The organism is Ruminococcus sp. AF17-1AC (genome assembly GCF_003461385.1).
GTDB classification, from domain to species: Bacteria; Bacillota; Clostridia; order Oscillospirales; family Ruminococcaceae; genus Hominimerdicola; species Hominimerdicola aceti.
Genome location: NZ_QTWZ01000018.1, coordinates 28,883 through 44,785 on the forward strand (window position 1 = coordinate 28,883; position 15,903 = coordinate 44,785).

Consider the following 15,903-nt stretch of genomic DNA (forward strand, 5'->3'; position numbering starts at 1 on the left):
CTATCAAAATCACAGCTTTATTCCCACTGCTTCTGCGAGATAGTGGGAAATGGTATCAGATATCTTTGATGTGGCATGGCGGTCTGGTATTTCAACTATGAGGGGCGTTTCTCTTGTGAGCTTATAGTCATAGACCTTTTCTCTGCACTGCTTGACTGCAAGCTCTGTCATAAGCACAACGCCAACGTCCTTCATTTCCATAGCCTTATCAAGTGCGTTTGACACCTCCTCGGAGGTATGCACCACAACGCCCTCGATACCTGAAAGTCTCATGCCCATTTGGGTATCTATATTATCGCTGATAAGATAAAATCTCATGTTAAATGCCCAATGCAGTGCCTACGTTTGAGATTATAAGGATAGCGATAAGAAGTCCATAGAGGGCGATACCTTCGCCAAGAACAACGAAGATAAGAGCCTTTACGAAATTCTTAGGGTCTTCTGAGGTTGCACCGATAGCAGCTGGAGCACCTGCGGCAACGGCTATGCCTGAACCTACGCAGGAAAGTCCAACGGCAAGGGCTGCTGCAAGGTAGCCAAGGCCTGCGCCTGTTGAAAGGGCGGCCTTAACGCCCTCCTCGCTTGCGGCTGAAACAAAATTACCTACAGGGACGATAAGAGCGCAGAGCATTATGCCTGCAAATGTACAGAGATTACCGATAAAAGCACCCTTTGGCGATCTTCCGTTCTTTATTTTCTTTGCGGTGAAAATGAATGGTACACAAAGAAGTGCGACTGCTATAAGTGGGAGCAGGAAATAGATAAGCATAGTTGATTCCTCCAAAAAATTATTTTTACTTTAGATTTTACGAATTACATTGTACGGGTATGGATAATGGTCGGGGTAAAATGCCCGTCACGGCGAGTGACTGAACGATGTTCGCCCCTACAAAACAATACCACAAATTTAATATCATTCTGTTTGTGCGGTGAATTTTACACCAACAGGCTCGAATGGTTTTCCGCCGCCCTCATAGAAGCGGGAGAATATCTCATAAAACTCAAGTCTGATTATCTGAATGGCAACTATCATGCCCTCCATTACCATTACAAACAGGTTGCCAAGCACAAGCACGAGAGGCTGTGCGGCGGCGGAACACATTTCCATAAGGGTCATTACCACTAGCATCATGCCTGCGTGGGAGAGGACAAATCCGCCCACACGGAGAAATGACATAGTATTTGAAACATAGCTGAGCAGGAACTCAAACATTTCAAAGAAGTTCTCAACAATAAAGTTGCCCACGGTCATTTTTTCCTCATCCTCGGACAAACGCCACTGTTTATATTTAACGGCGATAGAGAAAGGTGTTCGGCAGAATATGCACACCAATGGTATTACGATAAGGAAAATGACGAACGGAGCGGACATGACTTTTACATCGAACATGAGCGTTCCAACAAGTCCTGCAGCAACAGAGCTGTAGAACACAAGTCCTGCAATGCCGTTACAGCCGAAAATGGCTTTTTCGTAATCCTTATTTTTAAAGCCGATATAGATATTGAGTATCATTGAGATAACAATAAGTGCCACACCTATGGCAACGGCAGTTATGAGGATAAAGTTCGTTTGCTTGAAAACCTTTAGGGGCAGGAAGTCAAGTCCTATATTCTCAAACACAGGGTCTAAAAGCTCTTCATAACCGAAGAACGAGCCATAGAGAGTACCGAATATCATACTTGATATGCCAAGGCGTGTGACAAGACCGCTTATTTTTGCTCCTAGCTTTTTCTTTAAGGCAAGTCCGCCTAGAACGATAAGAAGTCCTTGACCCAAGTCGCCGAACATTATGCCGAAAAGCAGAGTATAGGTTATTGCCACGAAGGCTGTGGGGTTATAGCCTTTATACTCAGGCAGACCATACATTTCCACAAGCATTGTGAAAGGTCGGGTCAAAAAGTTGTTTTTAAGCACTGTTGGCGGCTCACATGAGGCGTCTGCGTCAGGAGGCAGATAGACCACTGACACTGAACGCATATCAGAAAAGAGTTTATCAAAGCGGCCTTTTTCCTTTTCGGGGATAAAGCCTTTAAGATAAAACTTATCGTTTAGTGCGGCGGCATTTCGCCGCAGGTCAAAGGTATCGTGGATAAATCTCAGCTTTGAGAAAGCTTTTTGCAGTTCAGGCTCTGCTTTTGCGGCAAGCTCGTTTATCTGCTCGTTTATCTTTGCGTTCTCAACTGTATCTACGTCTATAGTTTGTTTTAGCTTTTCCAAGGCTTCGTCTGCGTCGCCTGATACATAGGACGGTATCCGTATCCTTTCAAAATACATTGAGTGGAAGATATCATCAACACGCTGTTTATCACGTTCAGGGACGAAATACATTCCCCAGCAGAAGCTTTTTCCCATTTCAAATGGAACAAAGAAGAAATTCTCGTCATAATAGTCAAGCTTCGGCAGGTTATCCACAGGCAGCTTTCCGATACGGACGGAAACATACTTCATTGAGAAAAGCTGCTGAAAGTCGCTGTGCATACCTTTCAGGTGGTCTATTTGTCTGACCGCCCCTCCAAGCTCTGAGATACGCTGAGTAAGCTCCAGCCGCTTTGTATTAAGCTCGCTGAAAGGGGTATTATACTTTTCAAACAGGGAGTTAAAATCCTGCGGAGCTGACAGGTCACAGTCAGTAAAATCAGTTTCCTTTAGAGTTATACCAAGCTGTGTGGAAAGCTGGGCAAGCTCTTTCAGAGGTCGGTCATACTCGTTTTTCTCGCTGAGGGGCTTCATTGCGCTGTCAGGAGAATTGCCCGCAGGCTCGATATGAAAACAGCCGCTTTCACAGCACCTTTTCAAGGTCGCATCAAGCTCGTCCATAAGACCTGCTATATTCACAAGGGACATTTTTTCTATAGCCAATCACATTATCTCCTTTCCTGAGAATTTACCGCTCAGGCGGTGATGATAAGATCCTTTTCAACTGCCGAGGGGTCGGCATTATATCTTATCGCTTCGATTATATGCACGATGTTCAAGGCTTCCGTACTGCACAGTTTCATAAAGGCATAGAGAGAAACCGGTGCGGCGGTGCTTTGGGCTAGGATATGGGAAAGATAGCAAAACTGTGAGCTTCGCACTATGCTTTCGATATATTCAGAGGTCTGTTTGCAACCCTTTGAATACTTTGATCTTTTCACCCATTCGAGCATATCTTCGGGGCTTTCAAGCTCATAATACTTATCAAGTCTTTTAACTGAGCCTGTGCCTGTTTTTATTCTTATCTGCCGTTTTTTTATCTCCTCGGAGGAGTAGCCAAAAAAGGCTTTCATACGGTAGGCGTTTATTATGTTAAGGCAATCTATCTCTCGGCTTATCATTTCTGAGAGCTGTTTGCTTTGCATTTCGGAAAAATCATGCTTTGCGGTATTCAAAAGCTCGGTATAATAGGCTGTTCTCAGCCTTAGCTCGCACTCGGTATAATCCGCTGAGCCGTCCTCCAAAGGCGGTATTTTCACCAGTATCTTATAATACGGTGTATTTCTTAGTATTTTAAGAAGTTGTTCATAGTTCTCGGCTCGGCTCATTTCAAGAAGGCTCACCTTTGAATGTTTTATGACATAGCCGGGAAGGTCGTTAAGGTAAGAATTATCAAGCCCTGAATTTATATTGTTTATCATGGACAGAATACATTCTATCTCCTTGCTTTTTATAAGGAAGTCATAAAAAGGCAGTTTATCAAGCTCCTGAAATCTGCACAGGCGCATATAGGTATTGAAATTCTCTCTTTGGAGAAGCGCCTCCACAAAACCTCTATGGACGGTATTAGGGTCAACGTCACGGAAAGCGTCTTTATATCTGGCTGAATGTGCAAGATAGTCTGCGGCTTCGGGGACTGTTCTTCGCATGAGCATTTCATGATAGTTCTCTTTAGTAAACATTCTGCCGTGGATATATTTTATTTTCGCCACTGTTCCGTTGGCAGACCAGCTGTCAAGCATATTTTTTTCAGCCCCTTTCACGGAAAAATTTCGCTCTACTTCGGAGAGATGATATTATCAAATATCTCCTTCTCCCACTGAGTATGTTTTTCTTCAAATATTTTATCGAGAACCGTTGTTTTCTCGTTCTGTGCGGAAGTTATCTTTTCGCTTTCGGTATTTATACGCTCTGTGACCTCTTTGGCTTTCTGCGTTTTATAGGCTTCGGCTTCTTTCAGGGCGTTTTCTTTCAGCTCCTGCGCTTCTTTCACTGTGCGCTCCAGCAGTTCGCCGCTTTCCATAGCTGCTTTTTCAAGCTTGCCTGCAGCGGCTTTATCTGTTTGCAGTATTTCTGCTATCATATCCATATTATTCTCCCCTTTCAGGCAGGATAGTTTCATAACATTAATTGTACACCTTTTTGTCCTAAATAGCAAGTTTGAAGGGGTACAAAGCCGTACTATTTATATACTTTGCACTATCTATATGACTTTTCTTTGGACAAATTGCTCTATGTGTAATGATTTTAGTCAGAATACACATTTTATTTTACCCTGAATTTGAAAAATTAGTTGAATATCTGCGGTCAGGTCACTTGACAAAAGGGGACAAAAGTGGTAAACTTGTATTTATCACGCACACATCTGTACTTTGGAGGTGGACTAAAATTGGAGAACGGGCAAAACAAACTTGTTATCGTAAGTTCTGAGGTGCTTCCTGACATTGTGCTAAAGGTGCTTGCCGCAAAGCGCATGAGGGCAAGGGGCGAAGTTTCCACTTCATCGGAAGCCTGCCGCAAGGTGGGGATATCGAGGAGCGCATACTACAAATACAAGGACTCCGTATTCAATTATGAAGAACAGCTCACAAACAACATCGTTTCGGTATACTGCATACTGAGAGATGAAAAGGGTGTGCTTTCCTCTATTATATCACGGCTTTACGAGCTGAACACGAATATTCTGACCATAAACCAGAATATCCCTATCGACTCGGTGGCGACGGTGACATTCTCGGTAAGATTTGAGCATGACGCACTTAGCACAAATGTGCTGACAGAGGAGCTTTCTAAAGTTCACGGCGTTGTGGAAGTCAAGATAATATCGGGAGAGTAAGGGTAAAATAAGATTTTAACAATATATAATTTATTAGGAATGAGGATTTTTTATGTGTAAAGTAGCAGTTATCGGTTATGGCGTTGTAGGCTCTGGTACGGTAGAGCTTTTTATGAAAAACCGCGAATCTATCTCAAAAAAGGTCGGCAAGGAATGTGACATCAAGTACATTCTTGATCTGAGGGATTTCCCTGATTCTCCATTTGCAGACAAAATGATAAAGGACTTCAACATCATTCTCAATGATGCCGAGGTAGAAGTAGTAGCCGAGGTAGTAGGCGGAACGACTTTCGCTTATGACTACACAAAGAAGCTTCTTGAACACGGCAAGAGCGTTGTTACATCAAACAAGGCGCTAGTTGCGGAAAAGGGTGCAGAGCTTCTTAAAATAGCAAGGGAACACAACTGCAACTATCTGTTCGAGGCAAGCGTTGGCGGCGGTATACCTATCATCAGACCGCTTAACAAGTGTCTGGCAGGAAACGAGATACTCCAGATATCAGGTATTCTCAACGGAACGACAAACTTCATTCTCACAAAGATGATAAAAGAGCAGATGTCATTTGACGATGCTCTTAAAATGGCTCAGAAGCTTGGTTATGCTGAGGCTGACCCTACGGCTGACGTTGAGGGCGAGGACGCTTGCAGAAAGATCTGTATACTTGGCTCACTTGCATACGGCAAGCACATTTATCCTGAAATGGTACACTGCTCAGGCATAACAAAGATCACACTTGATGATGTTGAATATGCTGCAAACGCAGGCTATGTTATAAAGCTTATAGGTTCTGTAAAGAAGCTTGACGACGGCAGAGTGAGTGCCATCGTTTGTCCTAGACTTGTGCCAAAGTCAAATCTTCTTGCGTCTGTTGACGATGTATACAATGCTATCAGCGTAACAGGCGACGGCGTTGGCGACGTTATGTTCTACGGACAGGGTGCAGGCAAGCTTCCTACAGCTTCAGCGGTAGTGGGCGACATTATTGATTGTCTGAAGCATCATCACAGAGTGCTTGCTCTTACATGGGAAGATTGTGATGACAAGAACTTTGTTGCACCATACAAGGATATGGACGTTTCAATGTATGTTCGCATAAAGGCTGAAAATGCTGAGGCTCTCAAGTCTTCTATTTCTGAGATGTTCGGAAAGCTCATGTATATAGAGCGTTCGGGCAGGACAGAGAACGAGCTTGCGTTTATCACGCCGAACATGAAAGAGGCTGACATTGACGCTAACCTGACTATCCTTTCACACTCCGCTGAGATCGCAAGCAAGATAAGGATATACTGATAAAAAACAAGAAGCGGCGGATCAAAACTCCGCCGCTTTACATATTTAATCACGATCATTTAGTTTGAGATATGCTATCCAAACAGTGCCGTTCTCATTAATAGACATCAGAGCAAAAGGCTTGCCGTCCAAAGGTTCATTCTGATCATAATAGACCTTTGCATTATCACGAAGAATGGTGACCCTAAAATTCTCTGTTAAGCCACTGCAATCACTGCATTGTGTTGTTTTTCCGACATACTTATAGTCTTTTAACTCGGCTGTATCAAAGATCAGTCTGTCTTCAGGATTGACCGCAGGGATATACAGATCGCCCTCATAATACATATACAATGGACACATATCAGCTCCTCTGACCTCTGTTGTTTCCTCTGTGCTCTCCTCAGTTACAACACTCTCTGTTTTAACATATTCGGAGTCTATTCCGCTGTCATTTTTGCTTTTTGAACACGAGCAAAGACATACTGTCAGAAATGCCAGAATAATAACTGCTGTTTTCTTTTTCATAATAAGTCCCCCTCAAAGAAATCAATTGCGTTTTTTACAGTATGTTATTCACTGAGCAAATTCATATAATAGAGGGTGGTTTGTCCGTTTTCTTCAAAGGCAATTATAAACGGGTCACCGTCATCTGCTTTGTCAGGGTCATGATAGACCTTGGCGTTATCAGGCAGTGAAGTCACATCAAAATCTGACTTCATCTCACCGACGTTAAAAAATTCGTGGGTGTTTCCTACGAACTCATAGCCGTCCAGCCTTTCGGTTATCTTATCGTCTGTTGACATAAGAGTTTCTTCAACTTTGTTCAGTGAGGTATATGTTTTGCCACTATAATACATATATGGAGGCGGAGTATCTGCCACAAGCTCTGAGGTCGTTTGAGTAGTGCCAGTTGTTGATGCAGTGGTCACTGCTGTTGTTTCGGACGTTTTTTGTGACGAATTGTTTTGTTCTTTGCTTTTACTGCACGAGCAAAATACACACAGACACAACGCACACAGAGCGATAATTATTTTTCTATTCATTTGCTCGCCCCCCTTTCTTTAACTAAAGGATAGCATAACATTGACTAATTGTCAATTGATGTAAAAGACAATTTTAACTGCTCTTATTCGTACATTTTTACATATAAAGGAGTTTTCACCATGATAAAAATACAGATACCTGCCACGTCGGCTAACCTTGGCGCCGGTTTTGACGCACTGGGTCTTGCGCTCACTTACTACAACTACATTGAAATGGAGGAGTGCGACAAGATAGACATTACGGCTGCGGACGGACTTGACATTCCTACGGACGAGAGAAACCTCATTTACATTTCTGCCAAAGACCTTTTTGCAGTATGCGGAAAAAAGCTGGAGGGACTAAAGCTTATACAGACGAGCAACATTCCTATGGCGAGGGGACTTGGTTCTTCCTCTGCCTGCATAATCGCAGGACTTGTGGGAGCAAACAAAATGCTTGGAGATCCCCTCACAAAGGACGATCTTGTTGACCTTGCGGCACAGATAGAGGGTCACCCTGACAACACTGCGCCTGCACTTCTTGGCGGAATCGTGACGGCGGTATTTGACGGAAGAAAGGTACACTGGGTAAAGCAGGAGGTTTTCACAAAGCTGAAATTCGTGGCGATAATACCTGATTTTGAGCTGAAAACTGAGGAAGCGAGGGCTTGTCTGCCAAAGGAAGTTTCACACAAGGACGCAGTTTACAACCTTTCCCGTGCGGCGCTTTTCTCGGCTTCGCTTCTTACGGGCAAGTTTGAAAATCTGAAAACGGCAGTTGATGACAGGCTTCACCAGCCTTACAGAATGGCGCTTATACCCCACTGCAAGGACGTTTTTGACATTGCGTACACTCATGGTGCATATGCGGCATACATAAGCGGTGCAGGTCCAACTATCATGGCTATAGTAGATGAGAGCAATCAATATTTCGCAGGCAAGATGAAATTTTCTCTTGACAATGCATGGCTTAAAGGCTGGCAGGTAAAGGAATTTCACATTGACAACGAGGGTACGAAGCTTATATGACCTGCAAATGGGCATACGCTACACCTGACGGCTTTGATGACATAATAATGAGCGGTGAGGGGGAATATCTCACCGGGTTATGGTTTCAAGGCTCAAAGGGTGCGAGCGTGACAGAGGGCTGTGAAGAGAAGTTTCTGCCTGTATTTAAAGAAACTTGCAGTTGGCTTAAGGCATATTTCAGCGGAGAAACACCTGATTTTACGCCGAGATACAAGCTTGGCGGACAGACGGAGTTTCGCAGGATCGTCACGGAGATAATGACCACGATACCATACGGAAAGGTCATGACCTATGGTGAGGTAGCGGCACAGGCAGCTTTGCGGCTTGGGAAAGAGAAGATGTCTGCACAGGCTGTAGGCGGTGCGGTGGGTGCAAATCCCATAAGCATAATAGTACCATGCCACAGGGTAGTGGGTGCAAAAGGCAGGCTCACAGGCTACAGCGGCGGAATAGGAAACAAGGCGGCGTTGTTGAGGCTGGAGGGTATCGAGATATGAACAGGTGCAAATGGTGCGACCTGAAAAATCCAAAGTATGTGGAATATCATGACAAGGAATGGGGCGTTCTCAGGACTGATGACAGCTATTTGTTTGAGATGCTTGTGCTGGAGTCTTTTCAGGCTGGGCTTTCGTGGGAGTGCATACTGAACAAGCGTGAGAATTTTCGCAGAGCTTATGATGAATTTGACCTTGATAAGGTCTGTGGATATGACGAAGAGAAGATCGCAGAGCTTTGCTCTGACAGTTCTATTGTGCGAAATAAGCTGAAAATTAGGGCGAGTATTTCTAATGCAAGAATATTTCGGGATATTGTGAAGGAGCAGGGGAGCTTTTATGATTATCTTTGCAAGTTTACTGACGGAGAAATATTGTATGAGTGCGATAAAACTACCAACGAATGGTCCGATAGGATATCTGCAGACTTGAAAAAGCGTGGAATGAAGTTCGTGGGAAGCGTGATAATATATTCGTTTTTGCAGGCGGTGGGAGTGATATATTCCCATGATAGGGAATGTGGACTTTATAGAGAAAAATAAAGTAAAGATATAAGCAAAGCGGTGTCGGAGTGGAAACTCTGCACCGCTTTTTGTGTCCTCTTATACAAGGTAAAGTCCGCAAAGAGCGACAGCGATTTTGTGGCGGTAGAACTTTGGTGTAGGGGCTGGCGCCCTCGACAGCCAGATATCGAAGCGGTTAGGCTTGAATTTGTCACGAATGAAAAAAAGCGGACAATTTCTTGCCAAACGTTGTGCGGATAACGTGGAGTTTGTCGAGCAAACGCAAGCGGGACGTCGGATTTCTGCAAAGCAGAAATTGCGCTGCTCCCCTACATGGTTTGTGAAGTAGATAAACAAAGTGCGGATACCGCAGGTGTGAAATAAAAACCGCCCTGCACAATGTACAGAGCGGCTGCATTTTTCAATTTTTTATCCCAAAGGACAAATATTTTTGCGGTTTTCGGCTATCCTTTCGTCTATACCCTCTACCTGCGGCTTAACAAGGCTCGATGTTCCTGCAACAAACATTCTTGCACCTGCTTCGTAAAGCTTGCGGCAGTTCTCGTTTGACATATTGCCGTCAGTTTCTATGATGATGTCCTCGTGGCCGTTTTCGTCAAGCCACTTTCTAAGACGTCTTGCCTTATCCACCGTGTTAGGCACGAGCTTCTGTCCTGCAAAACCGGGGTTTACTGTCATGACAAGCACACCGTCTATGAAGTCTACGGCTTCCTCTACCACGCAGATAGGTGTGCCGGGATTGATAGCCAGGATAGGCTTTGCACCGATAGAACGGAGATATTGCAGGCACTTTGCGATATGCTTTGTGCTTTCATAATGCACTGCCGCATAATCGCCCTCTCTGATATCAAACCACTGGAGCCTTTCCTCAGGCTTTTCTATCATGAAATGAAAATCAAATGGGATATCCGTTAGATCACGGAGCTGTTTTACATAATCAGGATAAAGTGTGAAATTCGGCACAAATGAGCCGTCCATTACGTCTATATGGAGATATTCGATATTGTTGCGCTTAAAAGCGTCAAGATATTCCTTTATCTGTCCCAGATGGACGCACATCATTGAGACTGATATCATACCATTGTCCATACTGATCCTCCTGTTTCTATTCATCTTTTTTTATCTTCTGCTGTTATCTTCAGGCTCAATGCCCATGATAAGCTGGTCTATTACTCTGTCGGTGGACTTTCCGTCTGTATATTTGAAGTTCTTCTTTATGAAGCCCTCCATTTTTTCAAACTCGTAATCCTTATCTCTGAGAGCGGTCATAAGCTCATCAAAATCATGGACGATCTTACCAGGAACAAGCTCCTCATACGGCTCATAGAAATCTCTTGTTGCTTCATAATACTTTTGGTCGAAAGCAAAGAAAAGCATCGGCTTTTTAAGCAGTGACATCTCATATATGATAGAGCTGTAGTCTGTGATAAGCACGTCAACTATAAATAAGATATCATTTACCTCTCTGTAGTCTGAGGCGTCAAGTATTCTGTGAGCATACTCGTCAGGTATTTCGATACGCCTTTTTACAAACGGGTGGAGCTTTACGATAAGAACGGAATCCGTTTCATCAAGAAATTTGCCCCATGCTGTAAGGTCAAGCTTATCAAATGGGAAATGAGCATTATTTGCGTTATCTCCTCTGAAAGTCGGAGCATACATATAAACTGTTTTTGCAGTTTTGCACTCAGGGAAAACCTCCAGCATCTGCTCTCTTGTTTTAGCTTTATACTCATCGTCAAAGAAGATATCCGTTCTTGGGATACCCACAGGATAGAATTTCTTTTCGTCGATAGCGAAGCCCTCTGCATGGTGGAGCGCAGAATGATAGGAGCTTACAGGAACGTGGGTATAGCACTTATGCACCCTTGTATTGAACGGAGGTGCGCCCGGCTTGCCAAGTCTTTCAAAGCCCAATGACTTGAACGCTCCGCAGGCGTGCCATACCTGAAGCACCTTGACGTTCTTAGGATAATCCACAAGGTAGATGTCAGGGTAATAATCATCTATAAGAATGATATCGGAGGTTGCAAGATAGTAGACGAACCTTATCATGGCAGGTATCGACCTATTGACAGTGATACTTGCTTTGAAGTCAAATCTGAACTTATACTTGCTGTCAAGTCCTCTTTCTATCATGCGGTCATAGATGACCTTTTCGTTTCCGCCTATCTCGGCTCTCGAACCGCTGGCAAAGAGGATAATATCCCCGTTTTTCTTAGCAAAATGCTTAAAGAACGAGAAAGCCTTTTTAAAGCACCATATCTTTAAGCCGTAAACATCTCTTATAATGAGCTTCTTGCGGTTTTGAAGCTTTTTCGCAATACGTTTTGGCAAGGTCTGTGAAGGCTTAGGCTCTTTATAGGTGACGGCAAGCTTATATTCGAGTGTATCCATATCGCTTGCAGACTCGGCATAGAAAAGGTTTTCTGCGCCTCGTCTGAGCTTGAAGTTCATAGGGTTCGCCTTTGTATCGTCCTCTATAGTTTCCACTTTATCGGATATGATACAAGGATACTCGTTCGTAAGCACCTGTTTTGACAGGCATCTGCCATCGTTATCATAAGTGAGCTTGAGAAGCGTACTGCCACTGAGGACATAATCCACTGTATCTGTTGATATCTGCGGTTTATTCATGCCCTTATACTTTGTGAATATTTTAAGGGCATAGTCGCCTGTGGCGATAGGGGCTTCGTTATTGGCGGACATTATATTCACTGTCAGATGAAAATGAGTTCCGCTTACTTCAAAATGTTGGGCAGGGAACATACAAGTTCTATCCTGCGTGATGAATCTTGCTGACAAGTTTTCAAGCTCGTCTTTTTCAAAGCCCACAAGCTCGCCCTCGATATGGAGGATAACTCTCTTGAACTCTACTCTTGTAAGCTCTGCGAATTTTTTGTTTCTCTCTTTTAATCTCTCAATAGTCTTTCTTCTGTTCCCGTATATCTCTTCAAATTCGGGAGTCATATTATCCATTTAAAACTATTCCTTACTTTCCGCCGCCTTTACAGCTTCCCTCAACTTTCATTTCGGGTCTTGAAAAGCGACTACAGAATTTTTACTCAAATTTACAAACAGCAGACTGTTTAATCGTCAAATGTGAACATTACCTTTAAGGTGAACTCGCCTGTGTTTCTGATAGCGGAGAATGCCTTTTCGTTCTCCTCTATTGTGAATGTATGTGTGATAAGATCGGCAAAGTTTACGTCGCTATGCTCGAAAACTTCAAGGGCTTTCTTCCAATCGTTCACTCTGCTGTTATAGCTGGAATTCCATGAGCCTTTGACTGTTATCTGCTTTCTCAGTATTGACCAATAGATATTCTTAGGCAGGATAAGGTCTGTTGACGGGTTGCCAACGAGAACGATACTGCCAAGAGCGCCTGTTGACTCGATAGCGGAGGCGATAGCTTCGTTTGAGCCGACAGCTTCAAATGTTACGTCTGCTCCGTCGATACCTATTATCTTCTTCACCTGAGCAGGGAGATCGTCAACGCCTGTATCAACAACGTCAAAGCCCAGCTTCTTTGCATACTCAAGCTTATTCTTTGAACGGCCTGCGATAACCACCTTACCGGTCTTTGTTCTCTCTTTTGCAAAGAGGGCTATCATAAAGCCTATTGTACCTGTGCCTATGATAACAACGTTCTGACCCTCTTTGATGTCACCGATATTTACAGCGTGCATTGAAACAGCGGCAGGCTCGCAGAGCGCTGCAGTTTTATAATCGAGGGTATCGTCGAACGGAACTAAGTTCCATACTGGAACAACGAGGTACTCAGCCCATGCGCCGTCCTGTCTTGAACCGAAATAGCTATAGCCTGAGCATTGTGCATATTCCTCCATTTTGCAGGCTTTACAATGCTTGCAAGGGAGCATAGGGAACACGCAGGAACGTTTGCCGAGAAGGCTTTCGTCAACGTCATCGCCAACTGCAACTATCTGACCTGAAAACTCATGACCAGGTATGGTCGGGAAGTGGTAAGTTCCTGTTACAAAGCATCTTGGCATATCGCTTGAACAAATTCCGCACGCCTTTATTTTCAGCAATACAGTGCCTTTTTCAAGCTTTGGCACGTCTACCTCAGTTACTCTCAGGTCGCCCACGCCATAAAGCACAAGTGCTTTCATCTTTTCTGGTATGTTTATTAAGCTTTTCATAAAAAAAAGTCCTTTCTATTTACCGCCAAGCAGCGTTCTGACAATAAGCAGGTCGCTGTCTGTTGTTATCTTGAAATTAATAGCGTCGCCCTCTATAAGGTGGATAGGCTGGTTATTCATCGTGCATATCTGCGAAGTGCCTGTGATGACTTTTTTCTGCTCCTCAGTGAGGTTATCCTGCATTTGGATAAAGTGGGCAAGGCGGAAGCTGTCGGGAGCTTGTCCGCTGTAAAGCTCGCTTCTGACAGGGATGTCTTCAACATACTCTCCTCCCTTTGAATGGAGGATAGTATCTGCACATGGAAGTCCGCAGACGCAAGCACCGTATTCTGCGGCACAATCTATGGAATCGTTGAGTATCTTCTCTGTAACAAAAGGTCTTACGGCATCGTGGATAACGATAACATCGTCATCATGAAGTCCGTTATCTTTTGTGATAGCGGTGGTGACATTATTTATAGTATCCATTCTTTCCTTGCCGCCGAGAATTATCCTTACCTTTTCGCTTTCAGGAATATTCTTTTTCACCTGCTCGTTCATATAGTCCTCATAGTCCTTATGGACGGCAATATAGATATAATCAAATCTCTTTACCTTGAGCATATTTTCAAGGGTATAGATTATGATCGGCTTACCTCCGATCTCGATAAACTGCTTTGGTATTTTCGAGCTTTTAACTCTTGTACCTGATCCCCCTGCGAGCATTGCACCGTAAATCATAGACAAACTCCTTACTGATATTTATATTATAATAATGTATCTGACAAATAAATCATTGTGATACGCCGATAAAGTTTCGGCAGTCAACGGGCGAACGCTGTTCACCCCTACATAAATTAGTATTCGCTGTTTTGTGACATAATATAATCGGCTATCCTTTCGGTAGAACGGCCGTCGCAAGCACCCATAAATCTTTCTCTGAAATCGGAGATGACAGTAGGGTCGGCTTTTCCCTGCTTTATGGCGTTTATAAGCTCCTCATTGGTCTTAACTATTGGTCCCGGGAGGAAGCTATAGTCATAGGGATAATAAAAGCCTCTATAGTCGTAGAACTGGTCAAGGTCAAAAGCGTAGAATATCATAGGTCTTTCAAAGAGCGAATATTCAAAAATAAGCGAAGAATAATCGGTTATGCACATATCGGCAGTAAAAAGAAGATCCTCGATAGGCATATGTTCTGTTATGTCAAAGGCGAAGTCCTGACAATCCTCGGGGATATCCCACTCCTTTTTAACAAAGCCGTGTCTTTTTACAAGAAGCACCCACTCGCTGCCGAAATTCTCTTTAAGGACTTTTATATCCAGCTTTTCGGGGATATAAGCCTTATCAGCGTCCCCACGATAGGTCGGGGCATAGAGCAGGACTTTTTTATACTGTGCGTTCGGGCAATTTTTATAGAGATTTTCAAAGGCTTTCACACGATTTTCCTCTTTAAAGAAAAAGTCAGTACGAGATACGCCTATTGCCTGCACGCTATTATTATCAAGGTCAAAGCCGAAAGCTTCCTTGAAAGCCCATATGCACTCTTTACTGCTGACGGTACAAAGTGTATAGCTTGTATGGGCAGGGAACTTTCTCAATTCTTCCAGCGACTCGCCGAAAGAGAGGTCGGTGATACTTTCTCCCCACTTTTTGAAAGCTCCGCAGGAATGCCATGTTTGAATGACCTTTGTGTCTTTTCTGAACTTAAAAGCACCGAACAGATTACAGGTATCGTTAAGCAAAACGCAACCCACGTTTCCCATTAGCCAAGTAAGCTTCAGATATCTCAGCAGATAGCCCATTCCGCCCTTATTATTATGGACGTAATAGACCTGCGGATCAAGTCCTCTGGTCTTTATCTCCTCATAGATATAGCGGAAGCTATCCGTCAGCGTACCGCTTCTTATCTCGGCAAAGATGACCTTGTTTTTTCTCAAAGGTCTAAGGCTTGACACTTTATAGCAAAGGGGATAGACTCCTTTGAACATTATGATCTTGGCGGTGTTTCTGACCGCCTGTTTTAAACCGCTCATTTCTCACCCTACATTATATCATATTATGCGCCGTTTGTCTACACTTTAACAAATAACAGGACACTTTTGCGGCACATCCCACAAAAAAGCTTATTTTCTAGGCTTTATTATGCCCATTTTGTCTTATTGAAAACGCTGAAAAAGCTCTCTTGTGTAGTATTATAGTGCAGAACGGGGGAAGTGTCAAGGGGGTATTTGTAATTTTGTAAAATTATTTGAATAATCAAAGCGGGTGCGAAAAACATTTATTTAACATATGTTAAGAACATTCTCTCACATGATGTTTATATACATAGCTATGTAGGTTTGTCAATCATATTGGACACTATTATTAAGAAATTCGATAGGCG

At 43.5% G+C, this 15,903-nt stretch carries 17 protein-coding genes; 5 read left to right on the forward strand and 12 right to left on the reverse strand.

What is annotated here, in order from left to right; genetic code table 11:
* Nucleotides 1–9: 9 nt before the first annotated feature.
* From DWW81_RS10925 to DWW81_RS10945, 5 genes are all read right to left on the reverse strand, one after another.
* Nucleotides 10–318, reverse strand: a complete 309-nt coding sequence (locus DWW81_RS10925; protein WP_022287029.1) for a V-type ATP synthase subunit F — start codon at nucleotides 316–318, stop codon at nucleotides 10–12.
* 1 nt (nucleotide 319) lies between these two features.
* Nucleotides 320–769: an ATP synthase subunit C gene (locus DWW81_RS10930; protein ID WP_022287030.1), complete on the reverse strand. Its 450-nt coding sequence runs from the start codon at nucleotides 767–769 to the stop codon at nucleotides 320–322.
* Nucleotides 770–913: 144 nt separating this feature from the next.
* Complete coding sequence (locus DWW81_RS10935; RefSeq protein WP_117897774.1) at nucleotides 914–2,860, reverse strand: V-type ATPase 116kDa subunit family protein; 1,947 nt, start codon at nucleotides 2,858–2,860, stop codon at nucleotides 914–916.
* Nucleotides 2,861–2,892: 32 nt separating this feature from the next.
* The gene (locus tag DWW81_RS10940; protein ID WP_243004742.1) at nucleotides 2,893–3,960 is read right to left on the reverse strand and encodes a V-type ATPase subunit; all 1,068 of its coding nucleotides are present in this window, start codon (nucleotides 3,958–3,960) and stop codon (nucleotides 2,893–2,895) included.
* Between the two features lie 14 nt (nucleotides 3,961–3,974).
* A complete protein-coding gene (locus DWW81_RS10945) occupies nucleotides 3,975–4,286 on the reverse strand; it encodes a hypothetical protein (RefSeq protein WP_117897772.1) in 312 nt (103 codons plus the stop codon).
* A gap of 300 nt (nucleotides 4,287–4,586) precedes the next feature.
* Here DWW81_RS10945 and DWW81_RS10950 point away from each other — a divergent pair, with 300 nt between their 5' ends.
* A complete protein-coding gene (locus tag DWW81_RS10950; protein ID WP_022287034.1) occupies nucleotides 4,587–5,033 on the forward strand; it encodes an ACT domain-containing protein in 447 nt (148 codons plus the stop codon).
* A gap of 52 nt (nucleotides 5,034–5,085) precedes the next feature.
* Nucleotides 5,086–6,324, forward strand: coding sequence for a homoserine dehydrogenase (locus tag DWW81_RS10955; protein ID WP_022287035.1), 1,239 nt, complete (start codon nucleotides 5,086–5,088; stop codon nucleotides 6,322–6,324).
* Between the two features lie 45 nt (nucleotides 6,325–6,369).
* Here DWW81_RS10955 and DWW81_RS10960 read toward each other — a convergent pair whose 3' ends face one another.
* Both DWW81_RS10960 and DWW81_RS10965 read right to left on the reverse strand, forming a co-directional pair.
* A complete protein-coding gene (locus tag DWW81_RS10960; RefSeq protein ID WP_117877402.1) occupies nucleotides 6,370–6,831 on the reverse strand; it encodes a hypothetical protein in 462 nt (153 codons plus the stop codon).
* A gap of 44 nt (nucleotides 6,832–6,875) precedes the next feature.
* Nucleotides 6,876–7,349: a hypothetical protein gene (locus tag DWW81_RS10965; protein ID WP_117897770.1), complete on the reverse strand. Its 474-nt coding sequence runs from the start codon at nucleotides 7,347–7,349 to the stop codon at nucleotides 6,876–6,878.
* Nucleotides 7,350–7,469: 120 nt separating this feature from the next.
* Between DWW81_RS10965 and thrB the strand changes: the two genes are divergently transcribed.
* Genes thrB through DWW81_RS10980 form a run of 3 tightly spaced genes read left to right on the forward strand, consistent with a single transcriptional unit; the run spans nucleotide 7,470 to nucleotide 9,393 of the window.
* Nucleotides 7,470–8,357, forward strand: a complete 888-nt coding sequence (gene thrB, locus DWW81_RS10970; protein ID WP_117897768.1) for a homoserine kinase — start codon at nucleotides 7,470–7,472, stop codon at nucleotides 8,355–8,357.
* On the forward strand, nucleotides 8,354–8,854 hold the full coding sequence (locus tag DWW81_RS10975) for a methylated-DNA--[protein]-cysteine S-methyltransferase (RefSeq protein ID WP_117897766.1): 501 nt from the start codon (nucleotides 8,354–8,356) through the stop codon (nucleotides 8,852–8,854). Before thrB ends, DWW81_RS10975 begins: the two co-directional genes overlap by 4 nt.
* Complete coding sequence (locus DWW81_RS10980; protein WP_117897764.1) at nucleotides 8,851–9,393, forward strand: DNA-3-methyladenine glycosylase I; 543 nt, start codon at nucleotides 8,851–8,853, stop codon at nucleotides 9,391–9,393. The genes DWW81_RS10975 and DWW81_RS10980 overlap by 4 nt, the downstream gene beginning before the upstream one ends.
* Before the next feature lie 390 nt (nucleotides 9,394–9,783).
* Here the strand turns inward: DWW81_RS10980 and DWW81_RS10985 are convergent, their stop codons facing one another.
* The 5 genes from DWW81_RS10985 to DWW81_RS11005 all read right to left on the reverse strand — a co-directional run bounded on the left by DWW81_RS10985 (nucleotide 9,784) and on the right by DWW81_RS11005 (nucleotide 15,553).
* Complete coding sequence (locus DWW81_RS10985) at nucleotides 9,784–10,464, reverse strand: ribulose-phosphate 3-epimerase (protein WP_038672690.1); 681 nt, start codon at nucleotides 10,462–10,464, stop codon at nucleotides 9,784–9,786.
* A 30-nt stretch (nucleotides 10,465–10,494) separates the two neighbouring features.
* The gene (locus DWW81_RS10990) at nucleotides 10,495–12,354 is read right to left on the reverse strand and encodes a CDP-glycerol glycerophosphotransferase family protein (protein WP_117897762.1); all 1,860 of its coding nucleotides are present in this window, start codon (nucleotides 12,352–12,354) and stop codon (nucleotides 10,495–10,497) included.
* Between the two features lie 110 nt (nucleotides 12,355–12,464).
* Nucleotides 12,465–13,538, reverse strand: a complete 1,074-nt coding sequence (locus DWW81_RS10995) for a galactitol-1-phosphate 5-dehydrogenase (protein ID WP_117857103.1) — start codon at nucleotides 13,536–13,538, stop codon at nucleotides 12,465–12,467.
* A 15-nt stretch (nucleotides 13,539–13,553) separates the two neighbouring features.
* A complete protein-coding gene (locus DWW81_RS11000) occupies nucleotides 13,554–14,258 on the reverse strand; it encodes an IspD/TarI family cytidylyltransferase (RefSeq protein WP_117897759.1) in 705 nt (234 codons plus the stop codon).
* A gap of 116 nt (nucleotides 14,259–14,374) precedes the next feature.
* Entirely contained in the window at nucleotides 14,375–15,553 is a 1,179-nt protein-coding gene (locus tag DWW81_RS11005) for a CDP-glycerol glycerophosphotransferase family protein (RefSeq protein WP_117897757.1), read from the reverse strand.
* Nucleotides 15,554–15,903 lie beyond the last annotated feature (350 nt).

Excerpts from the sequence above, each read along its gene's own strand:
- DWW81_RS10925 (WP_022287029.1), bottom strand. The coding sequence starts at position 318 with ATGAGATTTTATCTTATCAGCGATAATATAGATACCCAAATGGGCATG.
- DWW81_RS10930 (WP_022287030.1), bottom strand. The coding sequence starts at position 769 with ATGCTTATCTATTTCCTGCTCCCACTTATAGCAGTCGCACTTCTTTGT.
- DWW81_RS10945 (WP_117897772.1), bottom strand. The coding sequence starts at position 4,286 with ATGGATATGATAGCAGAAATACTGCAAACAGATAAAGCCGCTGCAGGC.
- DWW81_RS10955 (WP_022287035.1), top strand. The coding sequence starts at position 5,086 with ATGTGTAAAGTAGCAGTTATCGGTTATGGCGTTGTAGGCTCTGGTACG.
- DWW81_RS10960 (WP_117877402.1), bottom strand. The coding sequence starts at position 6,831 with ATGAAAAAGAAAACAGCAGTTATTATTCTGGCATTTCTGACAGTATGT.
- DWW81_RS10965 (WP_117897770.1), bottom strand. The coding sequence starts at position 7,349 with ATGAATAGAAAAATAATTATCGCTCTGTGTGCGTTGTGTCTGTGTGTA.
- thrB (WP_117897768.1), top strand. The coding sequence starts at position 7,470 with ATGATAAAAATACAGATACCTGCCACGTCGGCTAACCTTGGCGCCGGT.
- DWW81_RS10975 (WP_117897766.1), top strand. The coding sequence starts at position 8,354 with ATGACCTGCAAATGGGCATACGCTACACCTGACGGCTTTGATGACATA.
- DWW81_RS10980 (WP_117897764.1), top strand. The coding sequence starts at position 8,851 with ATGAACAGGTGCAAATGGTGCGACCTGAAAAATCCAAAGTATGTGGAA.
- DWW81_RS10985 (WP_038672690.1), bottom strand. The coding sequence starts at position 10,464 with ATGGACAATGGTATGATATCAGTCTCAATGATGTGCGTCCATCTGGGA.
- DWW81_RS10990 (WP_117897762.1), bottom strand. The coding sequence starts at position 12,354 with ATGGATAATATGACTCCCGAATTTGAAGAGATATACGGGAACAGAAGA.
- DWW81_RS10995 (WP_117857103.1), bottom strand. The coding sequence starts at position 13,538 with ATGAAAAGCTTAATAAACATACCAGAAAAGATGAAAGCACTTGTGCTT.
- DWW81_RS11000 (WP_117897759.1), bottom strand. The coding sequence starts at position 14,258 with ATGATTTACGGTGCAATGCTCGCAGGGGGATCAGGTACAAGAGTTAAA.
- DWW81_RS11005 (WP_117897757.1), bottom strand. The coding sequence starts at position 15,553 with ATGAGCGGTTTAAAACAGGCGGTCAGAAACACCGCCAAGATCATAATG.